General features: G+C 73.3%; 15 protein-coding genes. 9 read left to right on the forward strand and 6 right to left on the reverse strand.

Annotated elements, in window-relative coordinates; genetic code table 11:
- Positions 1–7: 7 nt before the first annotated feature.
- Complete coding sequence (locus tag LXM90_RS19365) at positions 8–499, reverse strand: glutathione peroxidase (protein WP_091681331.1); 492 nt, start codon at positions 497–499, stop codon at positions 8–10.
- Positions 500–724: 225 nt separating this feature from the next.
- Between LXM90_RS19365 and LXM90_RS19370 the strand changes: the two genes are divergently transcribed.
- The gene (locus LXM90_RS19370) at positions 725–985 is read left to right on the forward strand and encodes a DUF6894 family protein (RefSeq protein WP_020093656.1); all 261 of its coding nucleotides are present in this window, start codon (positions 725–727) and stop codon (positions 983–985) included.
- A gap of 30 nt (positions 986–1015) precedes the next feature.
- On the opposite strand, the gene LXM90_RS19375 is transcribed toward LXM90_RS19370, so the two are convergent.
- On the reverse strand, positions 1016–1549 hold the full coding sequence (locus LXM90_RS19375) for a hypothetical protein (protein ID WP_020093655.1): 534 nt from the start codon (positions 1547–1549) through the stop codon (positions 1016–1018).
- 146 nt (positions 1550–1695) lie between these two features.
- On the opposite strand from LXM90_RS19375, the gene LXM90_RS19380 reads away from it, so the two are divergent.
- The gene (locus LXM90_RS19380; protein WP_234081011.1) at positions 1696–3084 is read left to right on the forward strand and encodes an aminotransferase; all 1389 of its coding nucleotides are present in this window, start codon (positions 1696–1698) and stop codon (positions 3082–3084) included.
- A gap of 56 nt (positions 3085–3140) precedes the next feature.
- Here the strand turns inward: LXM90_RS19380 and LXM90_RS19385 are convergent, their stop codons facing one another.
- Positions 3141–4463, reverse strand: a complete 1323-nt coding sequence (locus tag LXM90_RS19385; RefSeq protein ID WP_020093653.1) for an HlyC/CorC family transporter — start codon at positions 4461–4463, stop codon at positions 3141–3143.
- Between the two features lie 60 nt (positions 4464–4523).
- On the reverse strand, positions 4524–6113 hold the full coding sequence (locus LXM90_RS19390; RefSeq protein ID WP_234081012.1) for a hypothetical protein: 1590 nt from the start codon (positions 6111–6113) through the stop codon (positions 4524–4526).
- Between the two features lie 192 nt (positions 6114–6305).
- Here LXM90_RS19390 and LXM90_RS19395 point away from each other — a divergent pair, with 192 nt between their 5' ends.
- From LXM90_RS19395 to LXM90_RS19425, 7 genes are all read left to right on the forward strand, one after another.
- Entirely contained in the window at positions 6306–6704 is a 399-nt protein-coding gene (locus LXM90_RS19395) for a DUF3775 domain-containing protein (RefSeq protein ID WP_091979449.1), read from the forward strand.
- A 24-nt stretch (positions 6705–6728) separates the two neighbouring features.
- Complete coding sequence (locus LXM90_RS19400) at positions 6729–8018, forward strand: App1 family protein (RefSeq protein WP_020093650.1); 1290 nt, start codon at positions 6729–6731, stop codon at positions 8016–8018.
- A gap of 124 nt (positions 8019–8142) precedes the next feature.
- Positions 8143–9255 carry an alpha/beta hydrolase gene (locus LXM90_RS19405; protein WP_020093649.1) on the forward strand — a complete coding sequence of 371 codons (1113 nt, stop codon included), beginning with the start codon at positions 8143–8145 and terminating at the stop codon, positions 9253–9255.
- A 149-nt stretch (positions 9256–9404) separates the two neighbouring features.
- Positions 9405–9662, forward strand: coding sequence for a hypothetical protein (locus LXM90_RS19410; RefSeq protein ID WP_020093648.1), 258 nt, complete (start codon positions 9405–9407; stop codon positions 9660–9662).
- 55 nt (positions 9663–9717) lie between these two features.
- Positions 9718–10887 (forward strand): MFS transporter, encoded by a 1170-nt coding sequence (locus tag LXM90_RS19415; RefSeq protein ID WP_020093647.1) that lies wholly within the window; start codon positions 9718–9720, stop codon positions 10885–10887.
- A gap of 65 nt (positions 10888–10952) precedes the next feature.
- Complete coding sequence (locus tag LXM90_RS19420) at positions 10953–13142, forward strand: primosomal protein N' (RefSeq protein WP_020093646.1); 2190 nt, start codon at positions 10953–10955, stop codon at positions 13140–13142.
- Between the two features lie 177 nt (positions 13143–13319).
- On the forward strand, positions 13320–13682 hold the full coding sequence (locus LXM90_RS19425) for an STAS/SEC14 domain-containing protein (protein WP_020093645.1): 363 nt from the start codon (positions 13320–13322) through the stop codon (positions 13680–13682).
- A gap of 6 nt (positions 13683–13688) precedes the next feature.
- Here LXM90_RS19425 and LXM90_RS19430 read toward each other — a convergent pair whose 3' ends face one another.
- Both LXM90_RS19430 and LXM90_RS19435 read right to left on the reverse strand, forming a co-directional pair.
- Positions 13689–14078 carry a hypothetical protein gene (locus tag LXM90_RS19430; RefSeq protein ID WP_020093644.1) on the reverse strand — a complete coding sequence of 130 codons (390 nt, stop codon included), beginning with the start codon at positions 14076–14078 and terminating at the stop codon, positions 13689–13691.
- Between the two features lie 500 nt (positions 14079–14578).
- A complete protein-coding gene (locus LXM90_RS19435) occupies positions 14579–14785 on the reverse strand; it encodes a Trm112 family protein (protein ID WP_020093643.1) in 207 nt (68 codons plus the stop codon).
- Positions 14786–14788: the final 3 nt, after the last annotated feature.

Here is a 14788-nt window from a genome sequence, read left to right on the forward strand (position 1 = left end):
GCGCGGCTCAGGCTGGCTCGGCCAGGGCAGCCTGGATCTTAGCCTCCAGGGCCGCGGGCTTCGTCCCTGGGGCGAACCGGGCGATGACCCGGCCGTCGCGTCCGACCAGGAACTTGGTGAAGTTCCACTTGACCGCCCGCGTGCCGAACAGCCCTGTCCGGGCCCGGGTGAGATGGGCGTAGAGCGGATCGGCGCCCGACCCGTTCACCGCGACCTTGGCGAGCACCGGGAAGCTCACGTCGTAGCGCAGCGCGCAGAAGCTCGCGATCTCGGCGGCGTCGCCCGGCTCCTGCGCGCCGAACTGGTTGCAGGGGAATCCCAGGATCGTCAGGCCCGCATCCCGGTGCCGGCGCCAGAGCGCCTCGAGCCCCTCGTATTGCGGGGTGAAGCCGCAGCGGGAGGCCGTGTTCACGATGAGCAGCACCTGACCGCGGTGCTGCGCGAGCGGGTACGGCGTTCCGTCGGCCGCGGAGACGCTGAAATCGTGAACGGTCGTCATGGCCGATCACTCGGGCAAACCGGCCGGATCCGCAAGGCTCGCGCGTCGCGACATGGCGTCGGCGCCGCGACGCGGTCCCGAGATCCCGGCCGCGACTCTAACCCCGTATATGGCCGAGCCCGCGCGCGTGGGGTAACGGGTCCGTCAATCGCGGCGACGGGACTCGGCACGGCCGCGAGTGAGGGGTACCCGCATCCCCCGCCTGGACCCGACCGGGACGTGTGGATGCCGCGATATCACTTCAACATCCACGACGGATCCACGATCTTGGACGGCGCGGGAACGGAGCTGCCGGACTGGCAATCCGCCCGGCTCGAAGCCGTCCGGCGCGCCGGCGACATCCTGAGGCAGGACGCCCAGCGCATCGCCCTCGGCGAGGATTGGCGGATCGAGGTGACGGACCAGACGGGGCTGATCCTGTTCCAGATGACGTTCCTGGTGGTCGAATCCCCGGTCATGCGGCGGCATTCCGGCACCGAGCGCTGAGCCGGCCCCGGGTCCGGCCGGTCGCCCGGTTCAGGCCGGCACTTTCCGGACGTCGAAGCTCGGGCCCTGGGGCGTCATCCGGTCGGTGGTGACGATGCGCTCGCCGGCGCCGACGATCCCGAGGCTGACGTCGCGGTCCGGCAGGATGACGGTGGTGCTCTTGTCGACGTGGACCAGCACGTGCCGGCGCAGGGGCACCGAGGCCACGGCCCAGCGCCTGAGCTGCCCGTAATAGGGCTCGCGCCGCCAAGCGTTCGCCTGTCCGGGATCGACCTGCACGTTCATGTTGCGGGTGAGCGGATCGAGGCTCAGCACCATCTTGGCGCGGTCCGGCTTCCATTCCGGGCCGAGCCATCCCTCCGTCATCCAGAGGCAGTGGAAGGCCCGGCAATGGTCCGGGCGGGTGGCGTGGATGGCGCAGCCCTGGCCGGCCTTCGTATGGCGGCACCACTGGCCCGCGACGCTCTCGACCGCGGGCACGTCGTAGACCTTGCAGCACAACGTGCAGGCGCCGCAGGCGCGGCCGGGGGCGGGTTGGGCGACGTAGGCTTCTGGGTTGAGCATCGGTCGGGCGCGGCGAGGGGCGGAGCTGGAGTAGCGCTGGCGGCATGCGTCCGGCAACGGCCGGACGCGGATCCTCCGGGCTACCTGACGGGGCATCGGGTCGGTAGTGTGGCGGCGGTCACCCGCGCACGAGGACCTTGCGAACCATGCTCTCGAACCTCGCGACCCGCGACGTCGAAACCCTCCTCCATCCCTACACCAACCTGTCGACGCACCGACAGACCGGCCCGCTGGTGCTGGAACGGGGCGAGGGCGTGCATGTCTACGACACCGAGGGACGCTCCTACATCGAGGGCATGTCCGGCCTGTGGTGCACGGCGCTGGGCTACTCCAACGCGGAGCTCGTGGAGGCGGCCCGGGCGCAGATGGCGCGCATGCCCTTCACGCACCTGTTCTCCGGCCGCAGCCACGATCCGGGCATCGAGCTCGCCGAGACGCTGAAGGAGCTGATGCCGGTCCCGACCTCGAAGATCTTCTTCACCTCCTCGGGGTCGGAGGCCAACGACACGCAGGTCAAGCTGACTTGGTACTACAACAACGCCATGGGGCGGCCGCAGAAGAAGAAGATCATCGCCCGCCAGAAGGGCTACCACGGCGTCACGGTCGCGAGCGCCTCGATGACCGGGCTCGCCGCGAACCACGCCGACTGGGACCTGCCGCTGCCGGGCTTCCTGCACGTCTCGCCCGCGCACCACTACCGGGGCGCCGAGCCGGGCGAGACCGAGGAGGCCTACTCGGCGCGCCTTGCCGCCGAGCTGGAGGAGACGATCCTGCGCGAGGGGCCGGAGACGGTCGCGGCCTTCATCGCCGAGCCGGTGATGGGCGCGGGTGGCGCGATCGTGCCGCCGCGGGGGTACTTCGCGGCGATCCAGGCGGTGCTGGCCAAGTACGACGTCCGCTTCATCGCCGACGAGGTGATCTGCGGCTTCGGCCGGCTCGGCACGTGGTTCGGCAGCGAGGCGCTGGGGGCCCGGCCCGATTCGATCTCCTTCGCCAAGGCCCTGACCTCGGCCTACATGCCGCTCGGCGGCGTGAGCATCGACGAACCGCTCTACGAGGCGCTGATCGGCCAGAGCGAGAAGATCGGCACCTTCGGCCACGGCACCACCTATTCCGGGCACCCGGTGGCCGCCGCGGTGGCCCTGAAGGCGATCGAGATCTACCGCCGCGACCGGGTGATCGAGGGCGCGGCCGAGAAGGCGCCGCAGTTCCAGCGCCGCCTGGCGGCGCTCGCCGGGCACGACATCGTGGGCGAGGCCGGCGGCCTCGGGCTGATCGGCGGCCTGGAGATCGTCGCCGACAAGGCCAGCAAGCGGCAGTACGACCCGAAGAAGGGCGTGGCCGCCCGCTGCGTCGCCTTCGCGCAGGGCGAGGGGCTGATCGTGCGGGCGCTCGCCGGGGACCGCGTCGCCGTCTGCCCGCCGCTGATCATCGCGCCGGACGAGATCGACGCCCTGTTCGACCGGCTCGGGCGGGCCCTGGACCGGACCCGCGACTGGATCCGCGCCGAGGGGCTGGAGGCGATGCCGGGCTGAGGACCACTCCGCGCGCGTCGCGGCGCGGGCGCGGACCCTGGCCGCGGCGGTCGCCGTCACACCGCGTCGCGCGACGCGTCCGGCAGCGCGGCCGCCTGGAGCCCCGCCGCGGTCAGCGGCGTGATGCGGAGCGTGGTGATCCGGTTCTTGGCCTTCCGCAGCACCTGGAAGCGGAAGCCGTGGAAGTTGAAGGCGGTGCCCTGGTCCGGGATGGTCCGCGCCTCGTGGATGACGAGGCCGGCGATGGTGGTCGCCTCCTCGTCGGGCAGGTCCCAGTCCATGGCCCGGTTCAGGTCGCGGATCGGCACGCCGCCGTCCACGTTCACCGACCCGTCCCCCTGCGGGCGCACGCCCGAGACGGTGACGTCGTGCTCGTCGGCGATGTCGCCGACGATCTCCTCCAGGATGTCCTCCAGGGTCACGAGCCCCATCACCTCGCCGTACTCGTCGACCACGAGGGCGAAGTGGGTCTTCTTGGTCAGGAAGGCCTTGAGCTGGGCGCGCAGCGACGTCGTACCCGGCACGAACCACGTCTCCAGGGCCAGCGCCTCGACCTTGAGGCCGGAGGCGTCGCCGCCCGCGGCGTCGAGCGCCCGTAGCAGGTCCTTGGCGTGGAGGACGCCGACGATGTTCTCGGGCGTGCCGCGCCACAGCGGCATGCGGGTGTAGGGCGAGGCCAGCACCGCCCGGACGATGTCCTCGGAGGGCTGGTCGGCGTCGATCGCCCGCATCTTCGTGCGGTGGACCATCACGTCGGAGACCGACAGGTCCGACAGGTCGAGGAGGCCGCCCAGCATGTCGCGCTCGGCCTTGGCGACGCCGCCCTCCCGGTGCATCAGCGCCACCTGCCCGCGCAGCTCCTCGGCGGCGGTGAGGATCGACTGGTGCTCGCCGATGGTGACGCCGAACGGTTTTAGCATCACCCGCACGACGTGCTCGATGGCGATGGCCAGCGGGCCCATCAGCGCCACCGCGAAGGCCACCGGGCGGGCGGTGAGCAGGGCGGCCTTGTCAGGTTTGGAGATCGCCAGCGTCTTCGGCAGCACCTCGGCGAAGACGATGACCAGCACCGACATGCCGACCGTCGCGTAGATGACGCCGCTCTTGCCGAACAGCGCCGTGAGCACGCTGGTGGTGAAGGCCGAGGCGCCGATCGCCACGATGTTGTAGCCGATCAGCATCGCGCCGATGAAGCGCTCGCGGATCGCCAGGATGCGGTTGACGATCGCGGCGCGCGGGTCGCCCGCCTGCTCCAGGGCGTGCATTCGGGCTCGCGAGGCGGCCGTGAAGGCCGTCTCCGCGCCCGCGAAGAAGGCCGAGAGCAGCAGCGAGATCGCCACGATGCTCGCGGCGAACCACAGGTCGATATGGGTTTCCATCGGGTCCGTCAGGCACGCCTCGCGCGGCTTGTCGGCCGCCCATATAGCGCCTCCTGCGACTTATTGCGCGCCGATCGGGCGCACCGTCCACGTCCCCCAGTAGACGGGCCGCCCGTAGAGGCTCGACGCGTCGCGCCCGGAGGCGGTCGGGGCGAGCCGGTCGAGCCAGGTCAGGAAGCCCGCCTTGTTCGGGTAGATCGCCGGCGTGTCGAGGTTGCCCTCCGCGTCGGTCATCCAGAAATGCGCGCTCCGGTCGTACCGGCCGCTGCCGTCGCCCCCCGAGCGCAGCCCGAGATAGGCGGCGGAGCGGCCCGCCTCCACCGGATCGGCGTAGAGCTTGAGGGCGCCGATCCCGTCGAGGTTCATGTCGGCCGTGTATTGCAGGCAGATATCCGCCACCGGACCGCCCGGGGCGTTGGCGGGCCGCTGGCACGTGTAGGAGACCGCCCAGCGCGGCATGCCCTTGGCGCGGGCCACCCGCACGAGGGTTCCGGGCGGCAGCGGCCCGGCGAGCTTGCGCGCCGTCGACCAGACCTTCGGCCCCGACAGGTCCTGCGCGGTGCGCAGGAACAGCCCGGTGCGGCGCTTCTCGGGGGCGAGGCCGCAATCCTCGGGCAGCACGTCGGTGTAGACGTAGTGATAGGTGCGGTCGACGACGCTGATCGAGCCGGCGAGCCCGTGGGTCTCGAAGGCCGGCGCCGTGCAGGCCGACGTGACCGGCTTGCCCGCCTCGTCGACCACCGCAGCGGGGACGGGCGGGTCGGCGCGCCGGCCGCGGCCGGCGCCCGCCTCGAACGGCGTCCAGGCCAGCCCGTAGCCGTCGGCGGTGCGGGTCCGGATCTCGAAGGTCTGGAAGTCGAGGGTGCGCGCCTCGATCTGGACGCGGCGCCGGACGTCGGCCGGGCCCGTCGCCGGCGCGTCCGGTTCCGCCCGCCGGCGCCAACGCCGGCCGCGGCGCTCGGGCTCGGCCGCGTCGCCGCCGGTGACGCCCACGCGCTCCTGCCCGAGCAGGAAGACGTAGCTGTAGGCCTCGCCGGCCCAGGTCCGGCCCGTCACGGCGATGGGGTCGCGCGGGCCGATGCCCTCCGCGGACGGCGTCGGCTCGGACCAGCCGCGCGTCCGCGCGCGCTCCTCCGGCAGGTCGACCCAGAACCGGTCGGCCGAGGGCGGCAGCGTCGTGACCAGGGCCTCGAAGGTGCGGCCGGTGCGCAGGGCGCCGCCGTCGCGGCTGTCGGTGGCGCGCCGCTCCGGGCACGGCTCGTCCCGGCGGGACGCCACCGGTGTCTGGCCCTGGAACACGGCCTGGAGCGGGCCGGGCGCCTCGGAGCGGGCGAGCCGCAGGATCTGCACGCCGCGCACGAAGGCGCAGGGCGCCGGCGCGATGAGGACGCCCTCGGCCTCCGAGCCCTCGCGGCAGATCTCCAGCGCGCCGCCCCCGGTCAGGAAGCAGCTCGGCGCGCTGCCCTCGTAGCCCGCGGACCGGGCCTCGGCGGACCGCGTCCCGACCAGCGCCGATCCGGCCAGGGCCGACAGGCCCGCCAGGGCGACGAGGCGCCAGCGGCGCCCGCCCGGGCCGCGGGAGGCGCCGTCGCGTGCACAGGGAATGACGGTATCGGCAGGCGATGTCCGGGCAGTCTTTGTAGAAACCACGTCTATCGCCAATGTCGATCCAGATGTCGGAACAGTCTCGCAGCCTCTATCTCACGGTCGCGGAGCCGGAAAGTGGCGCGGACCACGCAACCCGCCTTCGATGGGGATGGGGCGAACCCGGCGCCCGCTCGCCCGTTGTCGCGGCTTGAGGGCCCCGCTTGCCCGACCCCGTCAGCGTCCGGAGATCAGCGCATGGATATCGCCGTCGAGACCGTCACCGACATCGTCATGCGGCTGCGCGCCATCGAGGTGAAAGAGGGCAACACCGACCCGGATTCGGGCTCGAACCCGATCGACGACGGCGCCACCGACGTCCTGGTCTCCGGCACCGACGACGCGACGGAATCCGAGGTCCGGGGCCTGATCGCCGGGCTCGACGACGATTCCCGGGCCGAGCTGCTCGCCCTCCTCTACGTCGGTCGCGGCGACATGGAGCCGGAGGAGTGGAGCGAGGCGGTGCGCTTCGCCCGCGAGCGCGAGGCCGCCGGCGAAGGGGCCGTGCGGGAGCTGCTCGGCAGCCCCGACGCCGGCGATCTCCTGGAGGAGGGCCTCGACGCGATGGGGCTCAGCCCCGAACTGCCGCAGGCCTGAGCGCCCGGACGGCGGCCGTTCGCCATGTCCTCGCGCGCGCGCAGGGGTGCCACGAAGGCGCTGCGGGTCCTCACCCGGCCGGTCCGCCGCGCGCAGGGGCGTGGCGGCAAGGGCCGGGGCGGGCTCGTGGTCGAGCCCTACCGTGGCTACGGGTCACGGGACGAGGTGTTCCTCATCGGCCGCGTCTTCCGGCAGTCGCCGGGGATTCCCGGCGAGGATCCCGAATCCCTTCGAGCGCAGTGGCGCGACCTGCGCCGCCGCATCGCCCGGCGGACGATCGCCGGCGCGGGCATCACCGCCCGGTTCGGCGACGATGCCGTGCGGGTCGAGACCGACCGGGACGGCTATTTCCGCGTGCACCTGCACCCGCGCTCGCCTCCGGCCGAGACGGGTGACTGGCACGCGGTCGAACTCCGCCTCGAGGCCGATCCGCCGATCCCCGCCGAGGGCGCGGTGTTCATCCCGCCCGACCGCTGCCGCTGCGTCGTGGTCAGCGACATCGACGACACGGTCATGCGCACCGGCGTCGCCAACAAGCTCAAGATGCTCTGGCGCCTGTTCGTGGAGGATGCCGAGAGCCGCGTCGCCTTCCCGGGCGTCGCCGCCCTCTACCGCGCCCTCCACGCGGGCGCCGGCGGCGATGAGGGCAACCCGATGCTCTACGTGTCCCGCGCGCCCTGGGGCCTCTACGAGATGCTCTCGGAGTTCTTCCAGCGCCACGGCATCCCGGCGGGGCCCGTGCTCTTCCTGCGGGAATGGGGCCTCTCCTGGACCCACCCGTTGCCGCGCCGGGCCACCGACCACAAGCACGCGCTGATCCGCCACATGCTCGCCCTCTACCGCGACCTGCCCTTCGTGCTGATCGGCGACAGCGGCCAGCATGACCCGGAGGTCTACGCGCAGATCGTCGAGGAGAATCCCGGGCGGGTGCTGGCGGTCTACATCCGCAACGTGTCCCGAGGCTCCGCACGGGTGGAGGAGATCGTCCGGCTCGCCGGCGCCGTCGCCCGGGCCGGATCGAGCCTCGTGCTCGCCGCCGACAGCGTCGCCATGGCCGAGCACGCGGCCGCCATCGGGCTGATCGCGCCCGGGGCGGTGACCGGCGTCGCCGACGAGCACGCGGCGGCGGCCGAGACCGGGCCGCGCCGGGAGACCGCCCGGATCACGCCGGAACCGTCGGGCGCCGCCGGCGCGGCCGAGGACCCGATCGGGCCGGAGGCGATCGCCGAGGCCCTCGCCGGCGACGGCGCCGTGCCGGCGACCCTGGTGGTCGAGCCGGAGACGCCGGCCGCGCTCCCGCGGCTCGGTGCGTGACCGCGCGGCCGCGATCGTCACCCGGGCGGCTGTCGCGGGCCGCCCGCTCCGATAGGTATCGGCCGAGCGCGGCCGGCACCCGCCGAGTCGGGTCGCGGAACGGGCTGCCGCGGGAGGAACCGCGATGCGCCTGAGCCTGTCCGCGCTGCTGATGATCGCCTGCGGCACCCAGGCCGCCTTCGGGCAGGCCGCGCCCGCGGAGCGGGCCGTGCCGCACTTCGCCCAGCTGGAGGCCGAGATGGGCGCGGCCAACGCCGCCCCGGGGCCGCGGACGGTGCCGGCCAAGGTCGTGCCGGTCCCCGACACGACGAGCCCGCAATTCCGCACCGCGGTGGCGGCGCCCTACCGGGTGCCGGCCTGGAACGCGAACCCGCCGGACGCCGCGGCCTGGAAGGCGCTGGTCGACAAGCTCGCTGCCGCCGGAGCCGCCACCCTGCCGGCGCTCCGCGAGAAGCTGGGCGTCACCAGCGAGGCCGCGGTGATCGGCGGCGTGAAGGCCTTCGTGATCCAGCCCCGGCAGATCCCCGAGGCCAACCGCGACCGGCTCCTCCTGCACATCCACGGGGGCGGCTACGTCTACAATCCCGGCGAGGCCGGAACGCTGGAGGCGATCCTGATGGCCGGCCTCGGCGGCTACAAGGTCATCTCGGTGGATTACCGCATGCCGCCGGACGCGCCCTACCCGGCCGCCATGGACGACGCGACCGCCGTGTGGCGGGCCATGCTGTCCATGCAGAAGCCGCGGAACATGGCGGTGTTCGGCACCTCAACGGGCGGCGGCATGACTCTGGCCCTGATGCTCCGCGCCAAGGCCGAGGGGCTCGCGCTGCCCGCGGCGATCGGTCTCGGAACGCCCTGGTCGGACATGACCGAGACCGGCGACAGCTACCGGACCAACGAGTGGCTCGACAACGTGCTCGTCAGCTATTCCGGCTACCTGACGCCGGCCGCCAAGCTCTACGCCGCCGGCCGCGACCTGAAGGACCCGCAGCTCTCGCCGATCTACGGCGACTTCGCCGGCCTCCCGCCCGCGATCCTGGTCACCGGCACCCGCGACCTGTTCCTGTCGAACACGGTGCGCACCCACCGGAAGCTGCGCGCCGCCGGGATCGAGGCGTCGCTGCAGGTGTTCGAGGGCATGTCCCACGCGCAGTACCTGTTCACGCCGGACGCGCCCGAAACCAGGGAGGTCTTCGGAGAAATGGCTCACTTCTTCGACGATCATCTGGGTCGCTGAGGCGCGGCGGCGCGGGCACGCGCGGAGCTCGTGCTCACGAAATGGTGCAATGCAGCATCTCGGTGGAGAGGGTTCACATCCCGGCCGCGATGCCTAGGTTCGGCCCCTCGCAGCCGGTCCACGCTCCTCGAGCCTCCTGGAGGCCATCCGTGCAAACCTACACCCTCGCCATCGCCGACGGCGTCCTGTTCGCCTGCCTGCCCGACGAGGCCGACATCTCGGCCGCGATCACCGACGCGACCGCGACCAATTACGGGTTCGGCCTCAGCCTCGACATCGTCCGTGGGGCGACCCTGACCGACGCGGCCCGTCCCGAGGACGAGGTCGTGTGGCAGGAAGGGCCGGACAGCGAGCTGCTCGACGCGCAGGGGCGGCGCTACCGCTACGCCGTCCGCCGACCCTGCTGACGAAAGCCCGGCGCGGACCTGACACCGGGACGCGCGCCGGTGCTACGCTCCGCCGATGGAGCGGCAGGCGACAGGGGCGGGACGGTGGGGCGGGCTCGCCCGATTCCTCGTCCTCTACGCGGCGCTCTACGGCGCCTACGGGGTGCTGTCGCCGGTCCTGCCGGGCTTCCTCGCCGCGCGCGGCCTGACGCCCGGCGAGATCGGCCTCCTCCTCGCCGCCGCCGGTGCCCTGCGCCTCGCGGTCGGTCCCCTGGCCGGCGCCTTCGCCGACCGCCACCGGGCCGGCCGATCCGTCCTGGCGGCGAGCCTCGCGCTGGCCGGGCTCAGCGCCCTGGCGCACCTGCCCGGCGCCGGGCTGGCGCAGCTGATCGGGCCGGCGCTCCTCTACGCGGCGGGCACCGCGGCCCCGGCGCCCCTCGCCGACGCGCTGGCCCTGGCCGCCGCGCGCGGCGGCGCGGCGTTCCAGTACGGCTGGGTCCGCGGCGCGGGCTCGGCCGCGTTCATCGTCGGCACCGCCGCGGCCGGCTGGCTGATCGGCCTCCACGGCCTCGCCGCCGCCCTCGTGGCGAGCGGCGGCCTGTTCCTGGCCGCCGGCGCGGCCGCCCTGGCCCTGCCCGCCGCTCCTCCGTGCGGCGCGGCCGAGGCCGGGGCGCGGTGGCGGGGCTTCGCCACCCTGGTGGCCCTGCCGCGCTTCCGCCGCACGGTGCTGGTCGCCGCCCTGGTGATCGGCGCGCACGCGATGCACGACGGCTTCGCCATGATCCTGTGGCGGTCCGCCGGGATCGCGGCGACCACCGCCGGCCTGCTCTGGTCGGTCTCGGTGGCCGCCGAGGTCCTGGTCTTCCTGCTGGTCGGACCGCCCCTGCTGGCGCGGATCGGCCCGGCGACCGGCGTCGCGGTTGCGGCCTGCGCGGGGGGCCTGCGCTGGGCGATGCTGGCATCCACGACCGCGCTTCCCTGGCTCGCCGCCGCCGAATCCCTGCACGGGCTGAGCTTCGCCCTCCTGCACCTCGCCTGCCTCAGCCTCATCGAGGCGTCGACGCCGGCCGATCTCCGGACGACCGCGCTGGCGCTCTACGGCACGCTGGGCCTCGGCCTGTCGGGCGTCGCCGCGACCCTCGCCTCCGGGGCGCTCTACGGGGCGCTCGGCGCTTCGGCCTTCTGGGCCATGGCGGCGCTGAGCCTAGCGGCCCTGCCGCTCGTGCCGGCGCTGCGGGATCGCTGAAGCGGCGGGTTCTTTTCCCGCGCCTATGGTACGGACCCGGAACGGACCCGCCCGAAAAGCCCCGCATGCCCGCCGTCGCCGAGATCCTGATCCCGCTCGCCCTCGATACGCCCTACAGCTACGTGGCGCCGGCCGGGCTCGACCTCGCCCCGGGCGACGTGGTGCAGGTGCCCCTCGGCCCGCGCGAGATCGTCGGGGTGGTCTGGGGCGTCGCCGAGACGCCCGGCGGCTCGAACCTGCGGCCCGTGACCGGCCGCCTCCCCTACCCGCCCCTGTCGGAGCCGCTGCGCAGCCTCGTCGACTGGATCGCCCGCTACACGCTGGCGCCGAAGGGCTCGGCGCTCGCCATGGTCCTGCGGCTGCCCGACGAGGCGGCCGCCGGCGAGACCGCCCGCGTCGCCGTGCGCCTCACCGACAAGCCCCCGTCCCGGCCGACCCCGGCCCGCACCAAGGTGCTCGCCGCGGCGGCCGACGGCGCCCTGCGCGGCAAGAGCGCGCTCGCCAAGGAGGCCGGCGTCTCGCTCTCGGTGGTCGACGGGCTGATCGACGACGGCGTCCTCGAGACCGTCGCGGTCGAGCCGGAGGCGGTCGCGCCGCGGCCCGACCCGGACTTCCCGCGGGCGCCGCTCTCGCCCGCGCAGGCCGAGGCGGTGGCGGCCCTCGTCGCCCCCTTCCCGTGGGACCGGCCGCAGCCGCGGGAATCCGACGATCTCCGCCCGGTCCTTCTGGAGGGCGTCACCGGCTCCGGCAAGACCGAGGTCTATTTCGAGGCGGTGGCCGCCTGCGTCCGGGCCGGGCGGCAGGCCCTGATCCTGATGCCCGAGATCGCCCTGACGGCGCAGTTCCTCGACCGGTTCGCCGCCCGGTTCGGGGTCCGGCCGGCGGCGTGGCATTCCGGGATCGGCGGCAAGCGGCGCGAGCGCCTGCGCGCCGCCGTAGCCGAGGGCGAGGCGCTCGTGGTGGTCGGCGCGCGCTCGGCCCTGTTCCTGCCCTTCGCGCGGCTCGGCCTGATCGTGGTCGATGAGGAGCACGAGACCGCCTACAAGCAGGAGGACGGCGTCCATTACCACGCCCGCGACATGGCGGTGGTGCGCGGGCGCCTCGAGGGCTGCCCGGTCGTCCTGACCTCGGCGACGCCCGCGATCGAGACCCGCGTCAACGCCGCGCGGGGGCGCTACCGGCACGTCCTGCTCCCCGAGCGCTTCGGCGGCCGGCGCCTGCCCGACATCGCCGCGATCGACATGCGCCTCGACCAGCCCGAGCGCGGCCGCTTCCTCAGCCCGCCGCTGGTCAACGCGGTGAAGGGCACCCTGGAGCGCGGCGAGCAGGCGCTGCTGTTCCTCAACCGCCGGGGCTACGCGCCGCTGACCCTCTGCCGCGCCTGCGGCCACCGCTACCAGTGCAAGAACTGCTCGACCTGGCTCGTGGAGCACCGGTTCCGCCGGGCGCTGGTCTGCCACCAGTGCGGCTACGCGGAGCGCCGGCCGGAGGCCTGCACCGAGTGCGGGACCTTCGACAATCTCACCGCCTGCGGGCCCGGCGTCGAGCGGATCGCCGAGGAGGCGGCCGAGATGTTCCCGGACCGGCGCATCGTCGTCCTGTCGAGCGACTTTCCCGGCGGCGCCGAGCGTCTGCGCCAGGAACTCGAGGCGGTGGCGGCCGGCGCGTGCGACGTCGTGATCGGCACACAGCTCGTGGCCAAGGGCCACAACTTCCCGTTCCTGACGCTGGTCGGCGTGCTCGACGCCGATATCGGCCTGACCTCGGGCGACCCGCGGGCGGCGGAGCGCACCTTCCAGTTGCTCCAGCAGGTCACCGGGCGCGCCGGACGCGGCGAGAAGCCCGGGCGCGCCCTGGTCCAGACCTACCAGCCAGACCACCCGGTGATCGCCGCCCTGCTGTCGGGCGACGCGGAGCGCTTCTACGCGGAGGAGATCCAGGCCCGCGAGGCGGCCGGCCTGCCGCCGTTCGGGCGGCTCGCGGCCCTGATCGTCTCGGCGAGCGAGCGCGAGGTCGCGGAGGCGCACGGGCAGGCGCTCGCCCGCGCCGCCGAGCCGCCGGAGGGCGTGATGGTCCTGGGCCCCGCCGAGGCGCCCCTCGCCCTGGTGCGCGGCCGCTACCGGTTCCGGCTGCTCGTGAAGACCGAGCGCAACGTCGATCTCCAGGCCTACCTGCGCGCCTGGATCGCCCGGGGACCGAAGGTGCGGGGCAACGTCCGGGTCGCCATCGATGTCGACCCGCAGAGCTTTTTGTAGGAGACTTCGCGGGCCTCCCGGTCTCGTGAACGCCGGTTCGCCGTCGGGAGGCACGTCAGAGCGAGGGTCCGGAGCCATACCGGTTCGTCCCGCGATCGGGTATGGCTCAGGTCACGGGCGGCGGACCCTGGTCGGAGACCGGCTACGGGACGCATGCGGTTCCCGGAGGAGCGATCAGTGCTGACCTACACCAAGACGCCGGATTCGAATGTCGCCGAGATCGTGGTCGACGGGAAGATCACCGACGAGGAGATGAACGCGGCGATGACCGCGATGAAGGCCGACCTCGACAAGGGCGGCAAGATCAAGCTGCTCGAGGATATCCGCGCCTTCGAGGGCATGGAGCCCGCGGCCTTCTTCAAGGACCCGCGCTTCGGCATCTCGATGATGAAGAGCATCAGCCACGTCGCCCTGGTGACGGACGCGCCCTGGCTGAAGGCGCTGGCCGAGACCTTCAACTTCGTGTCGCCGACCCAGATCAAGGTGTTCGAGCGCGCCCGCATCGACGAGGCGCGGAGCTGGCTCGCCGCGGCCGCCTGAGCGACCTCAGTCGGCCTGCGCGGTGCGGGTGTCGCTGCGCCGCGCGGTCCAGTGGCCCGAGCACAGGGACGAGACCTTCCAGGTGCCGGCGCCGCTGCCGGCCTGGAGTCGGCCGGTGCCGGTGCCGCTCGCCGTCCCGTTGCTGACCGTGATGCCGACGCTGCCGTCGGGCCGCACGTGGCCGTTGACCTGCGCCCCGGCGCTGCCGGAAATGAGCTGCACCTGCCCCTCGCGGATCGCGAGCGCGTAGGTGTAGCGGGCGCTGCACAGGCCGCTCTCCGTCACCAGCTCCACCGACCACCGCCCGTTATGCGCGCTCGGCCCCGCGCTGGCGGGCAGGCACGTCGGGAGGAGAAGGCCGGCGGCGAGGGCCGCGACCGCGGTCAGCTTGGTCATGCGATGCAATCTTTCAGCGAAGCGGACACCGCCGGAAGCGGCGTGCACGGTCAAAATCATCGATCGAGGATGACTCGACGCTGAACGATGGAAGCGGCAAGAGTATGGCTGCCTCCCGCTTGTTCAAGATAGATTACGGCCGACAGTCCCCCGGCCAATAGTCAAGCTCGTTGCGGACGATGCTGTGGACTGATCTGCCGACCGGAGCGTCCAAGTCTCCGCTCATCACGGAGGAGACGGAGGCGGCCAAGGTCCTGCTCGCGCATGTCGAGGATCGCCGGGCCCGCGGGAAAGCGCCCGCGAGACCGCGGCCGAACCTGCCCGCGCGGGAGAGCCTCGGGCGCCTCGGGGCGGGCCGGCGATTGAGCAACCGGCCTCGATCGGGCCGGGCGGGATCCATGATCGGATCCGTCGGCGGGCGCGGGCAGCCGACCAGCGCGCCGCGCCGCCCTCTCGGGTTGTGACGGGCCGCGCGGGACGGCCGGAGCGACTCGCGGTGCTCAGTCGGTGAGCGGCCGGGCTTCCTCGGGCAGCATGATCGGGATCCCGTCGCGGATCGGGTAGGCGAGCTTCGCCGAGCGGCTGATCAGCTCCTGCCGGGCCGAATCGTATTCCAGGGTGCCCTTGGTCAGCGGGCAGACCAGGATCTCCAGGAGCTTCGGGTCGACGCGGGTCGCCTCGACGGGGGCGGTGAGATCGTTGGACATCGG

This window comes from Methylobacterium oryzae (genome assembly GCF_021398735.1).
Classification (GTDB): Bacteria; Pseudomonadota; Alphaproteobacteria; order Rhizobiales; family Beijerinckiaceae; genus Methylobacterium.